At 32.6% G+C, this 23,159-nt stretch carries 19 protein-coding genes and 1 pseudogene; 13 read left to right on the top strand and 7 right to left on the bottom strand.

All coding sequences use genetic code 11. From position 1 onward, the window contains the following. Window positions 1-247: 247 nt before the first annotated feature. Complete coding sequence (cspD, locus tag SLH48_RS04755) at window positions 248-448, bottom strand: cold-shock protein CspD (RefSeq protein ID WP_214481863.1); 201 nt, start codon at window positions 446-448, stop codon at window positions 248-250. Between the two features lie 240 nt (window positions 449-688). Here cspD and SLH48_RS04750 point away from each other — a divergent pair, with 240 nt between their 5' ends. From SLH48_RS04750 to SLH48_RS04715, 8 genes and pseudogenes are all read left to right on the top strand, one after another. Continuing rightward, window positions 689-1,759, top strand: coding sequence for an undecaprenyldiphospho-muramoylpentapeptide beta-N-acetylglucosaminyltransferase (locus SLH48_RS04750; RefSeq protein WP_320257213.1), 1,071 nt, complete (start codon window positions 689-691; stop codon window positions 1,757-1,759). Window positions 1,760-1,964: 205 nt separating this feature from the next. Continuing rightward, window positions 1,965-2,524, top strand: a pseudogene (locus SLH48_RS04745) (VanW family protein). A 177-nt stretch (window positions 2,525-2,701) separates the two neighbouring features. Continuing rightward, window positions 2,702-3,325: a hypothetical protein gene (locus tag SLH48_RS04740; RefSeq protein ID WP_320257212.1), complete on the top strand. Its 624-nt coding sequence runs from the start codon at window positions 2,702-2,704 to the stop codon at window positions 3,323-3,325. Window positions 3,326-3,656: 331 nt separating this feature from the next. Further along, on the top strand, window positions 3,657-4,217 hold the full coding sequence (locus SLH48_RS04735) for a GNAT family N-acetyltransferase (RefSeq protein WP_214481860.1): 561 nt from the start codon (window positions 3,657-3,659) through the stop codon (window positions 4,215-4,217). Between the two features lie 902 nt (window positions 4,218-5,119). Then, window positions 5,120-5,527, top strand: coding sequence for a GntR family transcriptional regulator (locus tag SLH48_RS04730; RefSeq protein ID WP_214481859.1), 408 nt, complete (start codon window positions 5,120-5,122; stop codon window positions 5,525-5,527). Further along, window positions 5,524-6,435 carry an ABC transporter ATP-binding protein gene (locus tag SLH48_RS04725; protein ID WP_320257211.1) on the top strand — a complete coding sequence of 304 codons (912 nt, stop codon included), beginning with the start codon at window positions 5,524-5,526 and terminating at the stop codon, window positions 6,433-6,435. The genes SLH48_RS04730 and SLH48_RS04725 overlap by 4 nt, the downstream gene beginning before the upstream one ends. Beyond that, window positions 6,407-7,165: a hypothetical protein gene (locus tag SLH48_RS04720; protein WP_320257210.1), complete on the top strand. Its 759-nt coding sequence runs from the start codon at window positions 6,407-6,409 to the stop codon at window positions 7,163-7,165. The genes SLH48_RS04725 and SLH48_RS04720 overlap by 29 nt, the downstream gene beginning before the upstream one ends. Beyond that, entirely contained in the window at window positions 7,162-7,845 is a 684-nt protein-coding gene (locus SLH48_RS04715; protein WP_320257209.1) for a hypothetical protein, read from the top strand. Before SLH48_RS04720 ends, SLH48_RS04715 begins: the two co-directional genes overlap by 4 nt. An 81-nt stretch (window positions 7,846-7,926) precedes the next feature. Here SLH48_RS04715 and SLH48_RS04710 read toward each other — a convergent pair whose 3' ends face one another. Further along, window positions 7,927-8,463, bottom strand: a complete 537-nt coding sequence (locus SLH48_RS04710; RefSeq protein WP_320257208.1) for a CGNR zinc finger domain-containing protein — start codon at window positions 8,461-8,463, stop codon at window positions 7,927-7,929. Between the two features lie 106 nt (window positions 8,464-8,569). Here SLH48_RS04710 and SLH48_RS04705 point away from each other — a divergent pair, with 106 nt between their 5' ends. Next, window positions 8,570-9,748, top strand: coding sequence for an MFS transporter (locus SLH48_RS04705; RefSeq protein WP_320257207.1), 1,179 nt, complete (start codon window positions 8,570-8,572; stop codon window positions 9,746-9,748). Between the two features lie 214 nt (window positions 9,749-9,962). Then, the gene (locus tag SLH48_RS04700) at window positions 9,963-10,409 is read left to right on the top strand and encodes a flavodoxin (protein ID WP_320257206.1); all 447 of its coding nucleotides are present in this window, start codon (window positions 9,963-9,965) and stop codon (window positions 10,407-10,409) included. Window positions 10,410-10,572: 163 nt separating this feature from the next. Here the strand turns inward: SLH48_RS04700 and SLH48_RS22450 are convergent, their stop codons facing one another. Next, window positions 10,573-11,946, bottom strand: coding sequence for a L,D-transpeptidase family protein (locus SLH48_RS22450; RefSeq protein ID WP_413785393.1), 1,374 nt, complete (start codon window positions 11,944-11,946; stop codon window positions 10,573-10,575). Window positions 11,947-12,836: 890 nt separating this feature from the next. On the opposite strand from SLH48_RS22450, the gene SLH48_RS04685 reads away from it, so the two are divergent. After that, window positions 12,837-13,271 (top strand): DUF6526 family protein, encoded by a 435-nt coding sequence (locus tag SLH48_RS04685; protein ID WP_320257205.1) that lies wholly within the window; start codon window positions 12,837-12,839, stop codon window positions 13,269-13,271. Window positions 13,272-13,639: 368 nt separating this feature from the next. On the opposite strand, the gene SLH48_RS04680 is transcribed toward SLH48_RS04685, so the two are convergent. The 3 genes from SLH48_RS04680 to SLH48_RS04670 all read right to left on the bottom strand — a co-directional run bounded on the left by SLH48_RS04680 (window position 13,640) and on the right by SLH48_RS04670 (window position 17,974). Then, a complete protein-coding gene (locus SLH48_RS04680; protein WP_320257204.1) occupies window positions 13,640-14,653 on the bottom strand; it encodes an S-layer homology domain-containing protein in 1,014 nt (337 codons plus the stop codon). Window positions 14,654-15,349: 696 nt separating this feature from the next. Continuing rightward, window positions 15,350-16,729, bottom strand: a complete 1,380-nt coding sequence (locus SLH48_RS04675) for an MATE family efflux transporter (RefSeq protein ID WP_320257203.1) — start codon at window positions 16,727-16,729, stop codon at window positions 15,350-15,352. A gap of 273 nt (window positions 16,730-17,002) precedes the next feature. Beyond that, entirely contained in the window at window positions 17,003-17,974 is a 972-nt protein-coding gene (locus SLH48_RS04670; protein ID WP_320257202.1) for a metal ABC transporter solute-binding protein, Zn/Mn family, read from the bottom strand. 252 nt (window positions 17,975-18,226) lie between these two features. On the opposite strand from SLH48_RS04670, the gene SLH48_RS04665 reads away from it, so the two are divergent. Continuing rightward, window positions 18,227-18,379, top strand: coding sequence for a YjcZ family sporulation protein (locus SLH48_RS04665; protein ID WP_214481847.1), 153 nt, complete (start codon window positions 18,227-18,229; stop codon window positions 18,377-18,379). Window positions 18,380-19,076: 697 nt separating this feature from the next. On the opposite strand, the gene SLH48_RS04660 is transcribed toward SLH48_RS04665, so the two are convergent. Further along, entirely contained in the window at window positions 19,077-20,540 is a 1,464-nt protein-coding gene (locus SLH48_RS04660) for a phosphatidylinositol-specific phospholipase C domain-containing protein (protein WP_320257201.1), read from the bottom strand. A 291-nt stretch (window positions 20,541-20,831) separates the two neighbouring features. On the opposite strand from SLH48_RS04660, the gene SLH48_RS04655 reads away from it, so the two are divergent. Continuing rightward, the gene (locus tag SLH48_RS04655) at window positions 20,832-22,901 is read left to right on the top strand and encodes a sigma 54-interacting transcriptional regulator (protein WP_320257200.1); all 2,070 of its coding nucleotides are present in this window, start codon (window positions 20,832-20,834) and stop codon (window positions 22,899-22,901) included. Window positions 22,902-23,159: the final 258 nt, after the last annotated feature.

The raw sequence follows: 23,159 nt of genomic DNA, 5'->3' as shown, positions 1-23,159 counted from the left end.
TTAAGGCTGTTTTCACATGATTGTATACGTATTAAGTAAAAAGCGCGAAATAACTAACACGTTGATTAGTCTGTAAGATGTGTGTTTTACTGCATGTGATAGTAAATCCTTCCAAATGAATAAGAAAGCACGAAATTGCAAAAGAACTTAGTTTTGGGATTTTTTTAAAAAGCCTTAATTAAAGCTCACAACATTGTAAATGTAAAAAACCGCCTAAAGAATTAGACGGTTTAATACAGGTTAAAGCTTAAAATTTTTGAACGTTTGAAGCTTGAGGGCCACGGTTACCTTCTTCGATATCGAAAGAAACTTCTTGACCTTCTTCTAGTGTTTTGAATCCATCACCTTGAATTGCAGAAAAGTGTACGAATACATCGTCTCCGCCTTCAACTTCGATAAATCCAAAACCTTTTTCTGAATTAAACCACTTAACTTTACCTTGTGCCATTTTTTCCTCCTGTGTGGATATCTTCCACTATGTAATGCTTATTCTTACTCCTAGTGCTCTATATTATGAACTACATTCATAAAAAGTTTTAGGAATAACAATAATTAAAATAAGTATATCATTTTTTATAACAATTTCAATATGGTTTTTTAAGTTTATTCTTCCACAAGAGTAAGTTGATATGGTAACATTTGTTTATGATTTGACATCATGATAAGCAAATAATGAGGGTGAATAAAAATGACTAATAGAATTTTGTTTACAGGAGGAGGATCAGCAGGGCATGTAACAGTAAACCTGGCACTGATTCCTTATTTTATAAAAGAAGGTTGGGAAATTGATTATATCGGTTCAATTAATGGGATTGAAAAAGAACTTACTGAGAGTATTCAGGAAGTAAATTATCATAGCATTTCAACAGGAAAGTTGCGTCGATACTTTGATTGGAATAATATTAAAGACCCTTTCAAAGTCGTAAAAGGAGTATTTCAAGCTTATACAATAATAAAAAGAAGGAAACCTAATGTCGTCTTTTCAAAAGGGGGGTTTGTTTCCGTACCTGTAATTATTGGTGCAAAATTGAACAAAGTACCTATAATCACTCATGAATCAGATTTAACACCAGGCTTAGCAAATAAACTTTCACTCCCCTTTACAACTAAGGTATGTACGACATTTCCAGAAACAAGGGATCATTTACCTACGCATAAGGTTGAACACGTTGGGGCGATTGTTCGTAAAGAAATATTTGAAGGTAATCCTGTCCAAGGAAGGGTAATCACGGGCTTTACAAAAAATAAACCTACGCTGTTAGTTGTAGGTGGAAGTCTTGGTTCTAGGCGAATTAATGAAGTTGTAAGAGCAAGTCTTGACAAGCTGTTACCACATTTTCAAATCGTGCATATTTGTGGGAAGGGACAAGTAGATAAGTTAATAAATGATCGTTCCTACAAGCAGTTTGAATATGTGAAAGAAGAATTACCTGATCTTTTATCGATGGCTGACATTGTTATATCAAGAGCGGGTTCAAATGTTATTTTCGAACTGTTAGCATTGAAAAAGCCAATGCTGCTTATTCCATTAACAAAAGAAGCAAGTCGTGGGGATCAATTGTTAAATGCCAAATCATTTGAAGATCAAGGCTTTAGTAAAGTTCTCTTTGAAGAAAAACTTTCAAAAGAATCACTACAGGCTGCAATAAAAAATGTTTATAAAGATCGACATCAATATATAGAAAAGATGGAAAGATCAAATAATGATAACTCAATTGAAAGAGTTATCAATTTAATTAAAGAAAACATGAAGAAATAATTTAATTGTGGGTTATCATACTAGGAGCTTTATAAGAATAGTCTCGTGATCTTGGCAACTGTTGTTCTATTTAGATGATAATAATGTCATAAAGAGCTTATCCAATTAGTTTATTTAAACAAAAGTTGAGAAATATTATTTACAAAAGAACGAACTTATCCAAGGCTCCTGTGTATTTATTTCATATTGGGGGAATGAAGTGAATATGAAACAACCCGTTCAGCGTTCAAAATTGAGAACAAACGTAGGAAAGATCTATTATATTTCTAAGCGTTATTTAAAATGGTATTTTAATGATACATATTTTGCAACTGAAAAACACAATGTTATGCTTCCTATTATCATATATAAACATCAAACCCCACTGTTACGCAAGTTGAAAAATGTTGATATGTGGCTACAACAAAATAAAGTTCACAACATACATTTAGCAATAAAAAATATTAACGGCATTGTTTTAAAACCTGGTGAAACATTTTCGTATTGGAAATTAATAGGGAAACCTACGAAGGGAAAAGGGTATGTTAATGGAATGGTTTTGTCTCATGGCTCGTATAAAGTAGGTATAGGTGGAGGGTTATGCCAAATGAAAAGGACCATTTCATTACAATGTCCACTTTTGGCAAATACGTCCGACACAATTTACTACATAGGAAAGTTTACAATAACAATGGTGATGTTTGTAAAGACGAATATATTACTGAAAACCACGCTATTATGATGTATGAGCCGTTATTAGAACAAGGGAAGGGCATAGATGATTAAACTAGACTCTTTTCGTAAACGTTGTTGCTATGGTTACTAAAATAATAGAGAAAAATGTCGTTTTACAGAAGAAAAGATGCACGACGTCTAGTTGCAAACGTGTTTATTTTTTGACAAAAAAACAACAATCTATGCAATAACAGCCTATTCAATAATGATATTCGAGGGAAATGTGCCATGTGGACAAGAATCGTACCTATAGTTTTATTACTCGTTTTAGTTGGTTGTAATCATGACATACATTCAAAAGAGCAAGCTGAAATAGCTAAACTAAAAGAACGAGTTGCTCAGTTGGAAGAGCGTCTAAATGAAAAAATCAGTGAAGACCAGGTGAATGACATGATGGACTCTAAAGAAGAAGACTTCAGAGTTGGAGTTAAAGACATGTACCTGCTTGATAACCAAAAATTAGAACAATTAGAACATTTAATAACAAAACTTCCTAGTATTGAGATTATTACTGGGTTTATAACTGACTTGCACTCTGACAATCTTGATAAATATATTACTATCGATGCTGTTAATTATTTAAGTGGAGAACAAGCGATACGAGCCATAATGGATGATGCGAATGTGTCTAGAGAGGAAGTCTTCTTACCAAATGGTTTTTATATACAAAATAAGCAAGTTGAGCAAATGAATTATCGGCTTAGTTCGGATTTATTGCTATATATAGCTGACGGTAACAATAAAAGCTACACAGAAGATCTTAACATGCTTATTGAACCATATGAGAGACTCTTTTACTTATATATAAATCATGATGAAGTCATCATGATTGAGGAGCAATATCTTCCTTGAACTTGAGGATCATAAGAGAATGCGTAGTATAGGGTGATTTTCTTCATATTGTGTGCTAGCATTTATTAACTATTGTAGTATTTCCATAGTTGTAAAAATATATATGAACAACTAGCTTTATACATACTATTTTGCTTTGCAGGAGAATTTACAAATAGAAGTAAATGATGAAAATAGATCATAATGATTCGAAAAAACCACTTATCCTATGCTCGTTTTCGATATATATCAGCAAAAAATTAGTTTAAATACAAAAAAATTATAATTTTAGAAATAAAGACATGAAATCCATCAATTATCGTATTATTGTTTAAAGAGAGAGGGAAAACGCATGGATGGTAATTTTCCAATTATTGAAACAGATAGATTAATCTTAAGAAAAGTGACAAAAAATGATGCGAATGAAATGCTTGCATATCTTTCAGATGAAGAAGTTGTGAAACATATTGGTTTAACACCTTTCCAATCATTATCCGACGTTTGGGATGAGATTAAGTGGTATGATTCTATTATAGAAGAAGGTACAGGTATTAGGTGGGGAATTACTTTAAAAGGTCATAACAAGGTGATAGGAAGTTGTGGTTTTCTAAACATGAAATCTAAACATTTCAGAGCTGAAGTTGGATTTGAATTAAGTAAAGATTTTTGGGGGAAAGGTATAGCTAGTGAAGCGTTAGGGGCTGTTATTAATTATGGGTTTCGTCATTGTCAGTTAGAAAGAATTGAGGCTTTAATAGAACCTGCTAATCTTCCATCACAAAAACTAGTTGAACGGCAAGGGTTTACTAGAGAAGGGTTGCTTAGAAGTTATGAGTATACGTGTGGTAAATTTGATGATTTATATATGTACTCAATATTAAAAGCAGATATAGATCGATATGAAAGCAATTAAAGAATTTAAGCCTGTTTTCGCAACGATTTTTGCTTTTCGTTCTAATATATAAGGACGGTCGTGCCATCCTTTCATCTTTTACAATAATGAGGTTTCATAAATACCCTTCATACTGTTCTTTTTCGGAAAAATAGCAACAAAGTTAACGAACGAGCCTCATTAAAAAAAGAGTAAGTGAGATTATTAGGGAGCCATAAATGATTGGTTCCCATTTTTATATTAAGAATATAAAATGTTAGACAACTGGGACGATTATATGCTATTTGGCTTTTAATGCCGATGACTCTCTTTGCTAATTGTCCATTCTTATACTTGACTTCTCTAAGTTGATTTATTAGCAATTCCGCTTTTCATCTTTGATATAATTGTAAACGAAACAGCGGTCACTATAGTAGTCTTTGTTGCTGGGTATGCATTGTTAGATTGTATAAAGTTGAAATCACAAACAGTAAAACCCTCTCATGTACACAACATACTTTGTTATGCCTCGACAGTTAAACTTAGTTCATCAAATTTCATTATCCCATCTGAATTTAAAATGTCATCAGCTCTCTAAACAATTAAAGTTATGATTATTATAATGGGCTATCAACTTATGATAGGCTTATTTGTTATAAAAAAATTAAGACTCTATATTCATACATAGTAGCAACTCAGAATACAGAAAGATTGTGTTCATTTTTAAGACATCTTTTAAAAATGTAATAATAACTACTTTGTCTTTGGACAAGGCCCTCGTGAATAAGGTTATAAGCTAATTTCATCGTTCCTGGACAAAAACGATATGTAGTTGTGTTAGTTTTTATAGCTCCATACGAAAATAAACTTTATGTTAATACACAAAAATACTGAAAGCCTATTGTGGAATATTTTAGTTTATTATATACTACATTACAACAGTAATGCACTATGTTAGAAAGGAGGCGGAGACAATTCTAAATACAGAAAGTACTAAGCCAATTTATGTGCAAATTGCTGAATGGATTGAATCAGAGATATTAAACGGTCATTTCGAAAGTGATGACAAGGTGTATTCACAGTATCAATTAGCTGACATGTATACGATTAATCCAGCAACTGCAGCGAAAGGGCTTAGTCTTCTAGTGGACGAAAATATTCTTTACAAAAAACGCGGACTTGGAATGTTTGTCTCTGGTGGAGCAAAAGACATGATTATAGCTAAAAGAAGAAATCAAACATTGAAGGGGTTAATACAGGAATTGGTTTTAGAAGCCAATCAGTTGCAAATAGAAGATAACGAGTTAATTGAAATGATAAGAGAAGAAATGGTTAAGGAGGAGAGACAATGACTGTAATTGAATGTTCTGTCTTAACTAAAAGATACGTAAGAAAAAAAGTCTTAAACAACCTATCTTTTTCCATAGAGGAAAATAAAATTACAGGATTAATTGGTCGGAATGGCGCTGGAAAAACGACCTTGTTAAAAATAATAGCAGGATTCCTAAAAGAAACATCGGGTGAAATCAAAGTTTTTTCCAACAAGCCATTCAATAATTTACACGTCTCAGGAAATGCCATTTTTGTGGATGATTTAATGAGTTTTCCTCAAGCGGTACCACTAGGTGAACTGTTAGAAGTTGCTGAAAGCTATTATCCTAATTGGAATAAGCAATTAGCAAGTAATTTATTTAAGTATTTTTCTTTTGATCCTAAGTATTATCACACTAGACTTTCAAAAGGAAAGAAAAGTACGTTTAACATGATTATCGGTTTAGCGTCGCGTTGTCCGTTAACAATTTTTGATGAACCAACTACAGGAATGGATGAAGCGGTTAGAAAAGATTTTTATAAGGTGTTGGTGAAGGATTATATTGCTTTTCCGCGTACTATTATTCTATCCAGTCACCATTTGGGTGAAATAGAAGATATATTGGAGGATGTTTTACTTATTAAAAATGGAGAAAAACAATTGCATACGTCGATGGATGAACTGAAGGAGTGGGCAGTTGGCATAAAAGGACCGACCGATGAAATAGCAAAAATGACTAATGGAAAAGAAGTTATTTTCAAAAATCGATTAGGTAAGAATACCGATTATGTGGTTGTAAAAAACGATGGTTCTGACACTTCAACCCTTCAAGCTCGTCATCGAGGTATTGAAATCTCTCAAGTTAAAGTCAGTGATCTATGTGTTTATTTGACTAGTGAAACGAAGGGAGGTATTGAAGATGTCTTTGACGACAGTGACATTAGCTAATACTGTTAAAAACCAATATTTTTACAAGCTCAAAGCAAACATAGATTCGTTTAGTTCACTCATAGGAATCCAGGTTTTAGGTATCATCTTTTCACTTGGTGGAATTGGAACAATTTCTACGGGCAGTAATAACTTTAATATCAATATCCAGTACTATGCAGCTGATATCGTCATTGTATTTACATTAATTTGGGCTTTCTCTACAGCAATTACGATTACGACTAAACCACATAGAAACCATGATTTTACGTTTGTAACCAATCGACTTAGCAGCAGTCTCTCGAATATTCTCTTTTTAATTTCGGCTACCATTGTAGGGAGCATTACAGCCATTTTATCTGGGAATGTAATACAAGTCCTTAGATATATTTTCATTGACCAACAGCTCTATGTTCTTAATACTGGAATCCAAGAACTTGTTATCGGTATAAGCGCAATCTTTTTGTATGGGCTAATTGTTTGTGCAATAGGTTACTTTATTGGAACACTGATTCAAGTAAGTAAGTTATTTATCATTGTTATTCCAGTGTCGTTGTTGGGTTTCATTTTTCTTGAGGCGACCTTACTTGAAGGGACGATAAGGGATAATTATTTATCTGTCATCAAAATTTTTCAATTTTATGTATCGGAGCCAATATTTGTATTATTTATTGTGAAAGTTTTGATAACTTCTAGCTTGTTTTTTATGGCCGCCATTAGCATCCTGAATCGAATGGAGGTAAGAAAATGATTTCCTTCGAGCTAGCTACATTTCAAATTATTTTATTTATCATTTTAGTAGGGCTGTTCTCTTTAATGATTAAAGCCGGGAAAAAGATTAGCTCTTTAAAAATAACTCATTGGCTACTTTTTATATACACAGGATTACTTTTATTAAGTTCTGTATTTATAGCTTTCGTCTCCGATGATTCATTAAAACAGCAGGAAGTAAAACAAGGTGAAACAGATCATGACTTCTATTCATTATTGAGCAGTATAGAGATAGATAAGCTTGATCCAGACTATATTATAAAAGCAAAAAGCTTTGATGATTATAGACATCAAACATTGGAAGTTAACTTTTCAGAAGAGTATAGTCCACACGTGATTGTAGAAAGAAAATTGAGTAGTGATAACAAGATCGAAGTATTTAACTTAAGTAGTGGATTGTTTGTAGATGGTATCAATTTTTCTAGTAAGGTAGCTCCTGTTGGCTTTATATTAAATGATAATAGACTAATTATTAACTCTCCTTCACAGGATATAAATATTAAACTAGTAAAAGCTCCGTTTCCAGTTCGGCAATTTACAGAAGAGTCACTTTTTAATCAATATGATGGGAGAGTAAATCAAGTTATTTATTTAAAAGTACCAAATGATGTAGAGTTAATAGAGGGTTCGTTTGTGAATTTTAGTTTTATTGAGAGATGAGACACTTACAATGTTCTACATGGCTAAAAAGCCGTGTAGAACATTGTAACGTGGCTAAAAATACGTGTAATGTTTAGATTTCTATTTATTTCTGTTCTTCTCTCTATACCGTTTTACCTTAGATATCGTCCCACATGCTCTTCCAGTGGGACTATTTGCGTTCATATTACACCACTTTTTAGTACCACTTTTTGATTGATCATAAAAGGCCCACTTACAATCTGGACAAATTTTTAGTCGATGAAACGTTCCTGTGTTGATTAAAGTCAAAATGTCTATCAGTATATAGTCGATTAGACTTTTTCTTTTATATTTGTAAATCAGGTTATAGACTGGTTTTTTGTTTTGTATTTGAACCTCGTATGCAATTTGCCTTCTGTTAATCCATTCATTGATGAGCTCTCCATCATTTTTTTCAATTGTCGTCCGTATGTCTGACCGAAATAAGATAACTTCATCTAATAAATCATTGGAATCTTCGATTGTTAGATGTTCATGAATATAATTCGAGACATCAGATATAGTTCCAAAATGATCTTTAGGTATTCTGTCTTTGTTAGGAATTTCCCAAGTGTTCAAAAAAGATAATACTTCGTTAATTTCTTTATTCTTATCCATAATTGTAACCACCAATCAATTTTACAGGTTGCATTCCTATTCATTATAACATAACATAAATGTAACCATCTAAATAAAAAGAAGGTTACAACTAAAGGGGGTTACTATGAATCATACAACGAAAGTTATCTTATTTTCAGCATTTTGGATGAATCTTGCAGGGTTTGCCGTTATATCCTTTTTTGCAGTTTATTTGTCAAATACACTTTATTTCTCAGTAGTAGAGACTGGAACAGTATTATCTTTAATCGTTTTAACCTCAAGTGGGTTACCTCTTTTAACTGGAGGACTCGGAGATAAATATGGTTATAAAAATTTAATGGGATTCGGATTGTTAATAAGGGGAACAGGGTTCATTATTTTAGCAATGTCAGAGTCCTTTTACTTCGTCTCTTGTGGGACTGCTCTTATTGGGGTAGGATCTGCATGTTATGAACCTTCATCAAGAGCATATTTTTCATCAGTAAAGCAAGAGGAGTTAAAAAAGAGAGTGTTTACTTATTTAAACCTTTCACTAAATGCCGGAGCAATCATTGGACCTCTTATGGGAGGGGTGTTACTATTTGTTAATCCTAGCTACCCATTTGTTATTAGTGGCATTGTTTTTTACATATTATTTGTAGTCCAACTTCTGTTAGTAAAGCGTAGCGATTACACAATGAGTTTACGCCCTTCTATTCTTGTAAGCGTAAAGCATATCGCCAAAAATAAAAAATACATCCTCTATTGTGTAGCAATGATATTTTTTTGGTTCATGTTTTCTCAGCTAACAGTATCGATACCGTTACATATGTACAATTTAACCAGTAGTGAGAGTTATGTTAGTTTAGTCATCACAGTCAATGCTACAACAGGATTGATGGTAATGATAATGATCAAACAATTATTTCTTAAAATGAACATATACAGCCTGCTTACAGTAGGTGTGCTCACCATGTCATTTTCTTTGTTAATGATTAGTCTCAATTCATCGCCATATTGGTTATTAATATGTATAATCGTATTTACAATAGGTGAAACGTTTGTATTACCCTCATCAGATATTGCAATTTCAGAATTTACTTCCGGGCAGTTTCAAGGTTCATATTTTGGTTTTTTTGAAATATCCTTTGCTATTGGGGCAACTTTAGGAAATTTCACAGGTACCTATTTGATGAAAAATTTTTCTAATAGTATGTTTCCTTGGATTATTTTTTCTAGTGTAGGAGTCATTAACTTTGTGCTTCTTACTATTTTGAGAAGAACTTCTGCTACTAGCCCCGTAATGAAGGAAGAAGTCGTATAAATGTATAGTGATGTTTAATTTTTACTTTATTTTATATGTATCTAGCATCCTTTCTTAAGAAATATTTAGTAAGGGTGGAAGTATCAATTAATTATGAAACAGAGATAGGCACAAAATTGACAATGATTATCAATATCAGTTATACTAATAACATATTAATGATAATAATTATCAATTTAATACTTCTTGCTTTTTACTTAAGGGAGGATTAACAATGTCAACAGTGCTTATCATTTACGCGAGTATGTCTGGTAATACTGAATCGATAGCTGATTTAATAGAAGAAGGGATACAGGGCGAAGGTGTAACAGTTGAAAAGAAAGATGTCTTTGATCTAGATATAAATATTTTAGATAAATATCATTCAATCATATTTGGGTCATATACTTGGGGAGATGGGGAGCTTCCAGATGAATTTTTAGATTTTTATGATGAGTTAACTGAGGTAGATTTATCAGGGAAGACTTTTGCAGTGTTTGGTTCAGGAGATAGGTCTTATAAAATATACTGCGGAGCAGTTGATATTTTTGAGTCAGCTATTTTACAACAAGGTGGAATACTCGTTCAAGAGAGCTTAAAGATAGAGGACGGTCCTCAAGACGAAGAAATAGAAAAATGTAAGCTGTTTGGAAGGGAGTTTGTTCAGAATATAAGTAGATAGGTTTATAGAATTAATGAGCTACCTTAGAACAGTGCATCTAAAAAATGATAATTGCTCAAAATATATTTTTTGTAATTAAAGAGCCTAAAAGTTTTACTAGGCTCTTATTGTTCGTAGTTTAGTATGATATTAGGTTGTGTATTTATTATTATGAAAAGCAAGGTTAAACGATCTTTACTTTAGTACCTATTGGAATTCGATCAAATAACCATTCAATTTTTTCATTTTCCATTCGAATACAACCTTGTGTTACATATTCTCCAATTGATCCAGGGTTTATCGTCCCATGTATGCCATATGTTCTCCCTGTTGTACCTGGTACACTTAGACCTAGCCATCTACTGCCTAAAGGGTTTGACGGATCTCCACCTGGAATATTTTTAGCGGTGTATGAGGGTTCAACAAACTTAGTAATGATTTCAAATATACCCGAAGGAGTTGATAGATTTTCACCCGTTGAAACTGTTGTTTTGAAAAACTCTTCACCATTTTTATATGCGATAAGAAGATTATTGGATCTATTGATTTCTATTAAATAGTTAGTATTAACAGCCGGGCTATTTCCGGTCATAGCTGTTTGATGCTGTTTGAAAATATTAGGTATGATTAAGGTTTCACCAGTTTTTATTGATTCGATATTACCATTTACTTTACTTATTTGTTCAACATAATACGCTAGTTGATAATATGTATTCATAATACTATATAGCGTTTCTGCTTGTTGGACGGTATGTACTACGATCCCAGTACTAGTAGGTATTTCAATATTAATACCAGCTTTTACATCGGTTTCAGGGTTAAGTATTGCGTTATATTCCATTATATAGTTTAATAGTTTAGGTTTACTATAGAATTTTCTTGCTACTTGATATAATGTGTCACCATCTTGTACAGTATAAACAGCTAATTTATCCGGATTTGGAACAACAATTTGCATTCCTTCTTTGACATCTAATTCAGGATGCGTAATATTATTATGTAATTGTAAAAATTCAGTGTTATTTTCATTGTAAAATAATTTAGAAATTTGAAAAAGTGTTACTCCCTTTGAAATCTCATATTGGATGGAAATCTGTTTATGGCTATTAATTGATGCCTCCGTAGAACTAAAAAGGGTTTCCGAAGATTGTTTACTCTCTATTTTAGTAGATTGTCCCTCTTCTATATTTGTAGATTCAGACTCAGAAACAGGCTCTGTAACCTCTACAGTTTCTTGTACATCTTCAACAGAATCTTCACTGATACGATTTGAACTTGTGCTGGTTTTATCTTCGGTAGAGAAGTCTTCATTTTCTTGTAGCGTCTCATCAGTATGTGAATTTAAATCTTCTACCTCGTCATTATTATTAGTATCTATTACATAATCTAACTTCTTGCTTTCGAGTTGAGCTTCAGTACTTGCTTCTGTTGGATTATTTGCTCTAAATAAATAATTACCTGTAACTATTGTTATGAAGATAATAAATAGAATTGCATAAATCGTCATTTTACGTGTTAAAAATTTGTTTTCTACACTAGCGTTTGTTGGATCTTGCAAAATATCACCTCATATGTCGAAAATATACCTCCCTTATTTTACATTTGTATGATAATCTTTCCTATAGGATGATTCACTTATTTTTCTTTATTCCTTAGGTGAACGGATACTATTGACCTACCGATTTTGAGCCTATCTACTTATGAAAAAAAATTATAAATGAAGATATGAGGAAATAATTTTTTATTTATCGTTACTTATAAGTCCAAAAAAGCTACTTTGTTGTTCAAGAGGGAATAGAGGGAAATATAGCGGTTGAAAAAATGCAGAATGAGGTTGTTACGTCAACTATGAACATTTGAATCTGTTAAGAAGTTGGAATGTGCAAACACTATGAAAAGAAACATAGTATGTATGTAGAAAATAATGATGTAGTTGATACAATTTTTTATTTAATGTAAAGAGTCACAAATGAGAAAGAGGTGGTCCTATTTAGGCAACAATTCTACAGAATAGTGAAAAAGTATGATTAATGATAGATAAATTAACATTACAAAATGAATAAAATCTTATTCTAATGGTGATGACAGCTAAATAAAGTAGAAAAAGATAAGTAAATATCATCTTCGACAATGCAGGAGCTATGAAACAATTCAGTAACAAAATAAGATTTAATAATGATAAGAGTTTAATGCTGTTTAGCTGTTTTCGCATTGATTAATACTTTCCATTCTTAGATATTGGACGAATAAATTTTTCGTCGTGTCAGCTTATCTATATCATACTCAATAATAGCAATAAAGTTTACGAAGAAATCCTTTAAATAGGAGTAGTAATTAGCTAAACTGTTAAGTGCACTTGACTAAATTATCCGAATATTGGTAAAATTAAGTATATTTAACGTTGTAGTAGATATTTTCTCAAATAATAAAAGGGGTGGGGAATTTGCTATGAAAAGTCAAAATTTTAATAACCATGTTCGTATGCATCCAATTTATCATTACATAGGAGCGCCACTTGTTACAGTAGTCTTTATTGCAACAGTTGTCAATTTAATTATGGCGATTTATAGTGGTGAAGGGATTTTAACAGCTTTATTGTGGTTAGCGATTACATTAGGCTTATTTATAACATTTTCTTTAGTAAGACTATATTCTACGAAGATGCAAGACCGTATCATACGTTCAGAAGAGAATTTACGTCATTATACGCTTACGAATACTATGCTAAACTCAAGGTTAACGATCCAACAAATCATTGCTTTGCGTTTTGCGAGTGATGATGAGTTCCCAGCTTTATGTGAACGTGCTATTAAAGAAAATCTACAACCTAAAGATATTAAAAAAGCAGTAAAGCATTGGCGTGGAGACTATTATCGTGTATAGATATAGGTGATTTAAATGATCAAATAAATATGTTGATCATTGAGGTGATTAAGGACTATTATTAGTCCTTTTTTATAGTGTGAATTTACTGGGTATTGCCGCAAAACACAGATGAATGGGTATTCACGGAAATGGCGCTATTAACGACTTAATTTAACTTTCACTGCAATGCGAAGGTGTTTACTTAGAAAATAAAACAACTATATAATATTTGGATAGGTATGAATGTACTATATTAAAGCGATACATATACAAGGCATACCACATATTAGTCCAGAAAACCGTGTGATATGCCTTGCCTTGTAGATAGATCCTCGGTCCAACTGCATTTATTAAGTAAAAATAGTTAAAAGTGTTTGAAAAGATTCCTACTTGTCAATAAACATCTGTACCCAATAGTAACCATGTGAACCACCTTCAGCAAATCCAATACCAATTTCTGTATAGTTAGATGAAAGAATGTTTTTACGGTGACCGTCACTATTCATCCATCCTGTTACAACTGCTTCTGGTGTTGATTGCCCAGCTGCGATATTTTCTCCTGCACTAGTCCACTGTACACCGAATTGCTTCAGCATATCGAATGGACTTCCGTATGTCGGAGATGTATGTGAAAAATAGTTCTGATCACGCATATCTTCAGCTTTTATTTGAGCTACTTCGGTTACTTCAGTAGAAAGTTCAAGTGGGTGTATGTTTTCTTTTGCTCGTTCTATGTTTACTAAATCTAGTACATCATAAATAAAAGAGTTTTCAACTTTGTTGGTATTTTTCTCCTGAGAATCTAGTGTTCGAATTACAAACACTGCCATTTGCGCTCGCGTTACGTACCCATTAGGTGAAAATTCAGTGGGAGATATGCCAGTCGTAATATTAGAAGCCACTAGCTTGGTAACATAAGTTGTTGCCCAATGATGATAGGGAAGATCATCGAACACTTTATTAGATTCGCCTTCAATCTTAAAAGCCTCTACTAATATTTTTGCCATTTGAGCACGAGTCAAGGGATTGTTAGGATTAAATGCATCATTTCTACCAAAAACTTCTTCATCTACTAGAGCAGCTATGTATGGGTAGGCCGAATTTGATGTGCTAACATCTACAAAATGTGGATTTGGCCGATTATCTAGATCAATATTTAGTGACCTCCCTATAATTACTGCAGCATGAGCTCTAGTAATATATTCGTTCGGATGAAATGAGCCATCTGGATAACCATTAATAACTCCCTGTGAAGCTAAACCTTCTATTTCTTCCTTAGCCCAATGATTAGAGGGAACATCAGAAAACATGATACTAGCATGCACTTGGTTAGTATTGAATCCAACTGTTAACAGAGTAATTGCTAGTAATATTTGAGCTATCTTTTGAAAACCTGTCATCTTCTCATCTCCATTTCCATTCGTTATTTTTAAGGTGGTTTAATAGCTATACAGAAATTAGATCTGAAAAATCTATTAGTATAATTATCCTCAAAAGGTATTCTATCTCATTATTAACTTTATAAAAAGGTAAGATAATAGAATTATCAATAAATGAGTAGTACGACATAGTTAACAAGTACTAGGGACTAGAACGAGAGAAGAAAGGCAAAAAGTAAAATCGTTTATGTAAGTTCTTTATAGTTTTTCGTATATTTTGTTGAAATAGTTTCTAAACGGCATAAAAAAGAAAAGATTGAAATCGCTGTTTATTGAAGGAAAAAGGCTACGATTGTTTGTAAGATACTTGGTCCCTTTTATTCTTACAAAAAATTAAAATTATCTATTGGTTAAAAACAATTGCAATTATTATTTTCTTCATAACTATTAGGGTGTAATACTGTTTTATAACAAATACTGAACAAAGTTAAACAATTAAATTTATTGCTTCTATAACAAAAAATGAACCTGTTAATAAGGCATTTTACATCAAGGATATCATCTTTGCGGAATTTCACTATAAAATGTTATACAAATCAAATTGACCAAAATCCAGAAAATAAAAGCGGAGTGTATATTATGGGGCTGTATATTCATTAAAATTTAATAAAAACAATCCCCCATCTTAATGCTTAGAGAAGGGGGACAGATAAATAATTAATTTTTTCCTTGTAATAATTCCATTTTATCAGCGACAAACTTATTTCGTTGAATAAATATTAAGCGCGTAAATAAACAAATTGCTCCAACCGTTAATCCTGATATTAAGCCAATCCAATAACCAAATGCACCAAATGATGTATAGTTAGCAAGTATATATCCTAGTGGAAGACCAATAATCCAATAAGACACAAATGCCAACATAAAGGTTACATTTACATCTTTATAGCCTCTGAGTGCTCCTTGAATAGGGCTCCCGATTGCATCTGATAATTGAAAAAAAATAGCAAAAAATAAAAACTGCTTAGTTAATGATAAGACCGTTGGATCAGTTGAATAGAGGCCTGCAACAGTATCTCTAAATATAAATAAACCTACAGCACACCCAATAGCTAATATTACTGCAATGCTAATTCCTAAGTAGCTATATTGTACAGCGTCTTTATATCGATTTGCGCCTACTTCAAATCCTACCGAGATAGTTAATGCCATTGAAATACTTAACGGTAGCATGTATAAAAATGATGAAAAATTTAGTGCAGCTTGATGAGCTGCAATGGTGTCTGTATTAAATTGACTCATTAGCAAAGTGACGGCAGCAAATATACTCGTCTCAAAAAAGATTGCAAATCCAATGGGTACACCGATTTTTATTTGCTCTTTCCAAGCTGTGAATGACAATCTTTCAAACTTAGAAAAGAGTTGAAATTTAGCAAAGGGTTGTACTTTTTTAATAATAAAAATTGTAATAATTAATAAACACCAATACGTAATAGCCGAGGCATAGCCAGCTCCTACTCCGCCTAATTTTGGAAAACCAAATTTCCCGAAAATCAGTAAATAGTTTAATAGAACATTGATAGGGAGTGAAATAAGCGTAATGATCATTGTTGTTCGAGTTTGCCCAAGACCATCAATAAAGAAACGTAAAACGTTGTAAAAAAATAAAGGAAGTAAACCGAACGACAATGCTTTTAAATAGTCAAAAGCAATATTACTTACATGGTTATCTAGATCCATAGCATTAATAATCGGTTCTAAAAAGAATAATCCGATAATGAATACTACTAAGGCGATGACTAATGATAAATATACTGCTTGAATGACAGAAAAAGAGACTTTTCTTGTCTCATCAGCACCTACATATTGTGAAACTATGGGTGTTAGTGCCATAAGAATTCCTGCTAATCCTGTAAATATTGGTACCCATAGGCTTGAACCTATTGCAACACCAGCCAAGTCATTTTTTCCGGCATGACCAGACATAATTGTGTCGAAAAAATTCATCGAAAACATGCCTAGCTGAGTAATTAGAATTGGAATTAAAATGGAGGTAAACTGTTTTAGCTTTTCAGATTTTGTGTTAGTTTCTTTCATTTGTAATCTCCTCAAATAGTGGGATGAACATTTATACGGATGTAAATAGATAAAGTGGAAAACCTAACATACATTTATGAACAAATTGATTTTTACTTCGAGAACCATAAGCGGTTGTGATTTTTTGTTATGCATAGGACGAAAATGACAAAGTAATGAGAAAAATCATTATTTAGTTGGTTGTTCAAACACCTTTAATATAAACTATGATTATATCACAACTAACCCGTACCACAATACTATGATACGGGATAAACTGTTATTATTGTTAATTTAGTTCAAGGCTATTTTAAGAGTTTCAAGGTTTTTCTCCATCAGGCTAAAATAATCTTCACCATTTGAAATGTCGTCATCAGTTAAGACAGACAAGTTATGAATTTGTAATGGAGTTGCATTAAGCTCGTTTTTAATAACATCTGTCACTTTTGGTTTTACATTTTGTTCTAATAAAATATATTTTATTTGATGTTCGTTAGCAGTTTCAATAATTTCAGCTAATTGTTTTTGTGACGGCTCATTAGTTGAAGAAATTCCAGCAACAGCTATTTGTTTGATGCCATACCTAGATTCCCAATAACTATATGCAGCATGAGATACAAGTATTTCTCTACGTTCTGCTTGTTCTATTGTTGTCTGGAACTGATTGTCGAGATTTGTTAACTCTTCTTTTAATAATAGAAAGTTGTTTTCGAAATCATCCTTTGCCTCAGGTTTTAAGGCAGCTAAGGCATCTGTTATTTCCGCAGCCAGTTCAATCGCTAATGTCGGGTCTAGCCAAACATGTGGATTAAGATCATCGTCATGTTGGTCATGATCGTTATCTTCATGCTCATTTTCTTCCGGCTTCTCTTCTTCGGAATGATTTTGTTCCTCACTCATCAATTTGTCAGCGGTGGCCACAAATTGAACATTCTCTTTTTCTAACGCATCCTTCATTTTATCTACATAATTTTCTAGTTGATTACTGCTATAAATAAACAGATTTGCATTGGCAATTTCGATCATTTTTTTTGGGGTAGGTTCAAATGTATGTGCGTCAGCTCCAGCAGGAATGACGGATACTACTTCAACATGTTCTTTTCCTATTTTTTTTGTGAAATCCTCCAATGGATAAAGAGTCGTATAAATCTGTAAGGTTTCCTCATTTGTTGGGCTTGTTGCTACTGTATTATTCTGGTTACTACAGCCAACTAATACAAGCATAATCATTATTGCTATTGCGTATACACGATTAAGTAATGACATATATAAGTTCTTCCTTTCTTTCAAACTACTTATGTATTATATCGTAATCGTTACGATTTGCAAATAGTAATGATTACGTTTTCGAAAAATATTTATTTGTGTAACAGCATAAGTATAGATCAAATTTTTCTTGTTATTCCATATTTTTATAATGCACCCAAAAAATTGTACGTTTTCATCATGTCCATTCGTACAAACAAAATACACTAATCTTTCATAGAAATATATAGATAAGAATGGGGAGGTGATATTATGTGTGGTTATGGTGGTGTAGCAGGTGCTGGCTACCCTGGGTACGGTTATGGCCCTGGTGTAGGAGGAGCATTTGGATCAGGGTTTGCGTTGATCGTTGTATTATTTATTCTACTCATTATCGTACTAGTCGGTGTGTGTGCAATTGTGTAAATAAAAAACTTGTCATTTCAAATAGGGAGGTCCAAAAACCTCTCTATTTTAATTCAAAAGTCGTTTTAGCATTGATTGTTACTTTTCGTAATAAGAGCAAAACCCCTGAGTATAACTAACGTTCGGGGTATTTCTTCTTCGCTAAAGTCCATATGAGTCATTTTATAACCATCAGATACTCAAATGTAAGTGAAAAAAGTAACAAAGTTTACGAAAAGAACCTTATTAATCGTATGAATAAAAGTTCCCTAGGATGTTTCCTCTCATTAAAGAATCAGCAGAATTCAGCAATATACCTATGGTGTTTTTGTTTGAACAACAAAGCTAACGAATAAAGCCTTAGTGGAAAGTAGTACGAAATGTTCATGTTCGAATTTCCTATTTAAAGATTACTATATGAAAGTGACTGAGATGTTAGAATTTATTTTTAAGGTAACGATGGGTATACATAAACAGTTTATCCTTAAAATTTTATAACAATAACTTTTATCTTAAACATTCAATTTTTACTTCTGTATACGTATGTAACCTCCCTACTATCACAGGTGAGGTGTTTGTTTAAGTAGGGAGGCCGGATTTACAAGTGGATTAGTATATCTTATGCGAGCAAAATTGATCAGCTTGTGTAGTTGTCTTAGGTGAAATGCATATTTTAAGCCATGAATCAATTTTTCTCTTGAAAAATTTGGGAATTGATTTATTTAACAGCATATATATTAACGGTAAATGATTGACCTGATGTACTTAATGGGTCAGCAATATATAAAGAATCATTTTTTACTACTTCAGTGTAGGAACCATTTTTTAATGAGTTAAAAACGATAGGGTCAGTCCAAATGGCAACATCTTCTTTCACACTGAAGCTAATCGACTGTGCGTTAGCATTGCCAACTATCTCCCAATATAATTGTTTTGTACCAGCTGGTATATTAGTTGTGTTGAAATTGTTACTAGAACGGTGTTTTTGACCAGATTGTGGTCCACCTTCAGATGAAATAGTCCCAATCAGCGTTAAATCTTCTTTATTAGGCCCATCAAACGTGCTTCCTTCATTCATGCTTTTAATTATATCTACGATGTCTGTTTCGTGAAACCAATCCAACATGATGATGTTTAATGGTTTACTAGACCATTCATTTTGTACTAAGCTAGGAATTTCATTGTTGGCAAGCCTGACTAAATCATGTAACGAATTAACTCCTGTTGCAGAAAATGGATCAAAACCACCTAGAACTGCATCAACAATAACATCTTCATCGGCTGTTAACACACCTTGAAGTACAAAAAGCTTGTTTTGGCTTGCCGACTCTATACTTTCATTAAGCTTTTCTTTAAGGATCTCTACATCGGTTGTATTTGCCCAATCCGATTGCATACTAGATTTTCGATCCCACAACCAATTGTTAAATTCATCATCATAGAGAGCCCTTATATCTAATGTATTCGTATATCGTTGATGATCAGTACCATATAAGACAATGACACGTTTATTTTCGTTCCAAAGTTGTTCTAAAGGTACATGGACCCCATATGATGAAGGAATTAATAATTCTCCGAACGTATTTATGAGTAGGTTATTTAAGTAATCGTAGCTTTTTTGAGTCATTTCGTAAAAGTGCTGGAAGTCTAAGATTATGATTTCCTTTTCATTATTTTCAATGAATCTTTTAGACGCAGCAAGTATTTCATCTACAGATTCACCGTATAAGCCATGAAGAGTGCGTAAGTTAGTTTCTTGTATTTGATAGTCATCAAATACCGGTTGCCATACATTAGGTGCAACACGTAAATCAAAATAACGAATCCCTTCATTTAATTGTTGCTCAATAGTAAGCCCTTGTGTTTGTGACCAGTCAGCAACGATAGACTTTCCTGCTTGTGCAGCTCCGTTTTGTAACAAGTTCTTAAGATCCCAAAAATCTGGACCCGGATCTCTTGGATCATTCGGATCATCCATAGTGGCTGTCCCAGAATCATGCGTTCCTGGTAAAATAACCTCACGTAATGTTCTTTCCCCAAACTCAGGGTTTGCCATACTAACTTGCTCCATCCAATTTGAATTGTCGTTTGCTGCACTTGCAATATTGCTAGTTTTTATAATGGGGATAACTAAAAGTACAACAATCATTGTCAGTAATAATGATTTCATGTTTTTTTTCAATATAAAAACCTCCTTTAGTTTTATAATTAATATATTATATAATTATGAATTTTCTATAAACTATGAATAACATTGCTAATAGCTGAAAAACTAGCAAAAATCATCTTTTTTCGCTAAAATTCTTTAAATATTAAATAAAGTGATAAATATATTTATAAAACTTTTTAATATATTGTAATAACTGGTGACTAGATGTATACAATTGATGAATGTGATTAGAGGAAAATTGCCAATACTTATCGAAAAACGTAACAATAGGTTTTGGTATTAATAGAGTTAGAAGGTGAATGAATGTTAAGAGTAACAGATATTATGACAAAAGTAGAAGAGTTTCTTTATGAGCATAGTTCAATTTCTGAAGCAATTGATATAATGAGAAGGCTCAAATGGAATACGATTCCTGTATGTGATAATAATCAGAAATTAGTTGGTGTTTTTACGAGGAGCATTCTATATAAACAATTATTAAATCATATTAACCTTTCTACCACAATAGGAGATTTTATTCGCAAAGAAGTATATGTGCTGCCGACTAATACACCTTATGAAAAATTATATCCACTTACTTTAGAAAGCAAAGTAGGTACCGCAGTCGTAATAGATGAGAGTAGTAAAGTAGTTGGTCTCGTAACAAAAACAGATTTAGTAGTGACTTTTTTACAATCGTCACAATATTTAACGAATCAATTAGAAAAGATATTAGAAACATCTCAATTAGGTGCATGCATGACTGATGAGAACGGATATATTTCATATGTAAATGAACAGCTCTGTACCATTTTTGATCTTAATGAACAAGATGTACTTCATGAAGACGTCACAAATTACCTCCCAAAACATTATTTAAATGACTTGGAAAAAAAGCTACCGAAAAGAATGACATTCAATCATCACCACACGATTGTGAGAGTTTCGACATACAACTTAGTTAATGGAAAAAAGGGATACATCGCTTTATTTCAAAATGTAACTGAAATTGAACAAATAGCTCAAGAATTAGAGACTGTAAAAAAACTTAAAAGATTAGTAGAAACAGCGATTGATAATGCCTATGATGGAATATTGATGATAAATGAGGAAGCAAAAATTGTTTTTTTCAATTCGATGTTATGTGATTTATTTGAGTTGGACTCACATCATATAAAAAATCAACATGTTGATCAAATTCTTCCTCATTTCAATTTGCAAGAGGTTATGAAGACAGGTGTTGCTACTGTAAGTAAGGTTATGAAGATCAAAGGTATTAAATACATGCTTCATCGTATTCCTGTTTATCAAGACAACATGATTATTGGGGCAATTGGTAAAATCAGCTTTCGTCAACTAAAGGAAGTCCAAGAACAATTCAGGAAAATCGACCAGGAAAATAAAACAGTTAGCATAAGTAATCATGTAACTGAAACATCTAGGTATTCATTTGATCACATCATTACAAGAAGTGCTAATATGGAAAAGTTAATTAGAAGTGTTAGGAAAGCTGCTAAGGGGAAATCTACTATTTTAGTTCGAGGAGAAAGTGGGACAGGAAAGGAACTTTTTGCTCATGCTATTCATAGTGTCAGTATGACTAGTAATGGTCCTTTTGTTACAGTGAATTGTGCTGCGATACCGGAGCATTTGCTGGAATCTGAGTTTTTTGGTTATGAAGCTGGGGCTTTTACTGGCGCTAAACAAAAGGGGAAATACGGAAAATTCGATCATGCAAATGAGGGTACGCTGTTTTTGGATGAAGTCGGTGATATGTCTTTGCAGCTTCAAGCAAAACTATTAAGGGTATTACAAGAGAAAGAGTTTTATAGAGTTGGAGGAAATGAGAGGGTTCAAGTAAACGTTAGAATTATTGCAGCGACAAACCGGCCCTTAGAAAATATGGTAGAAAGTGGAGAATTTAGAGAAGATTTATATTATCGACTTAATGTCATTTCATTTGAAGTACCTCCCTTAAGGAAGCGGCAGGGAGATATATTAATTTTAAGTGATGCTTTTATAGATGATCTCAATCAAATAAATGGCACGAGTATAACGGGGATCGATGATGATGCCAAAAAGGTTATGTTGTCATACGATTGGCCTGGAAATATACGTGAACTTCGCAATGTAATAGAAAGAGGTATGGTTTTTGCAGAGCATGGGAAAATTGAAGCTCATGATTTACCTGATTATTTACTAAATAAAGTAAAGATACATTCTACAAAAATGGAAAATTCCATGAACAAACAAGCATTATTGGATGAAGCAGAAATGAGAGTTATTAAAGAAATGATGGAAAAAGTAGAAGGTAATAAAACAAAAGCTGCAAAAATGCTAGGTATAAGTCGCTCTCTACTATATAAAAAACTTGAAAAATATCAGCTTATGTAAAAAGTGTTTCCTTAATATTGGTTATGTTTGTCTTAATTTAAGACAGTCAATCTAAACAATTGTATTAATAATATACATAAGCATTGTAATACCTAGCTGTAATAATCAATGTTGTTTGAATTTGCAAATGAGTATTCATGTGTATACGTATAAAGTTACTAAATAACTATATAATTATTAACTATTTGGCACAGAACTTGCTTCTTAAATTACGAAAGAGTATTTGTTTCATGAGAGTGCAGAAGGAGGGAGTTAAAA

Source organism: Cytobacillus sp. IB215316 (assembly GCF_033963865.1).
Classification (GTDB): Bacteria; Bacillota; Bacilli; order Bacillales; family SM2101; genus Nanhaiella; species Nanhaiella sioensis.
Note: the sequence above shows the minus strand (reverse complement) of the source record. Positions and strands in the feature narration are given on the sequence as shown.

Coding starts and splice junctions, on each gene's coding strand:
- SLH48_RS04700 (WP_320257206.1), top strand. CDS start 9,963: ATGTCAACAGTGCTTATCATTTACGCGAGTATGTCTGGTAATACTGAA.
- SLH48_RS04710 (WP_320257208.1), bottom strand. CDS start 8,463: ATGGATAAGAATAAAGAAATTAACGAAGTATTATCTTTTTTGAACACT.
- SLH48_RS04720 (WP_320257210.1), top strand. CDS start 6,407: ATGTCTTTGACGACAGTGACATTAGCTAATACTGTTAAAAACCAATAT.
- SLH48_RS04680 (WP_320257204.1), bottom strand. CDS start 14,653: ATGACAGGTTTTCAAAAGATAGCTCAAATATTACTAGCAATTACTCTG.
- SLH48_RS04675 (WP_320257203.1), bottom strand. CDS start 16,729: ATGAAAGAAACTAACACAAAATCTGAAAAGCTAAAACAGTTTACCTCC.
- SLH48_RS04750 (WP_320257213.1), top strand. CDS start 689: ATGACTAATAGAATTTTGTTTACAGGAGGAGGATCAGCAGGGCATGTA.
- cspD (WP_214481863.1), bottom strand. CDS start 448: ATGGCACAAGGTAAAGTTAAGTGGTTTAATTCAGAAAAAGGTTTTGGA.
- SLH48_RS04740 (WP_320257212.1), top strand. CDS start 2,702: ATGTGGACAAGAATCGTACCTATAGTTTTATTACTCGTTTTAGTTGGT.
- SLH48_RS04670 (WP_320257202.1), bottom strand. CDS start 17,974: ATGTCATTACTTAATCGTGTATACGCAATAGCAATAATGATTATGCTT.
- SLH48_RS04730 (WP_214481859.1), top strand. CDS start 5,120: ATGCACTATGTTAGAAAGGAGGCGGAGACAATTCTAAATACAGAAAGT.
- SLH48_RS04725 (WP_320257211.1), top strand. CDS start 5,524: ATGACTGTAATTGAATGTTCTGTCTTAACTAAAAGATACGTAAGAAAA.
- SLH48_RS04735 (WP_214481860.1), top strand. CDS start 3,657: ATGGATGGTAATTTTCCAATTATTGAAACAGATAGATTAATCTTAAGA.
- SLH48_RS04655 (WP_320257200.1), top strand. CDS start 20,832: ATGTTAAGAGTAACAGATATTATGACAAAAGTAGAAGAGTTTCTTTAT.
- SLH48_RS04705 (WP_320257207.1), top strand. CDS start 8,570: ATGAATCATACAACGAAAGTTATCTTATTTTCAGCATTTTGGATGAAT.
- SLH48_RS04665 (WP_214481847.1), top strand. CDS start 18,227: ATGTGTGGTTATGGTGGTGTAGCAGGTGCTGGCTACCCTGGGTACGGT.
- SLH48_RS04685 (WP_320257205.1), top strand. CDS start 12,837: ATGAAAAGTCAAAATTTTAATAACCATGTTCGTATGCATCCAATTTAT.
- SLH48_RS04715 (WP_320257209.1), top strand. CDS start 7,162: ATGATTTCCTTCGAGCTAGCTACATTTCAAATTATTTTATTTATCATT.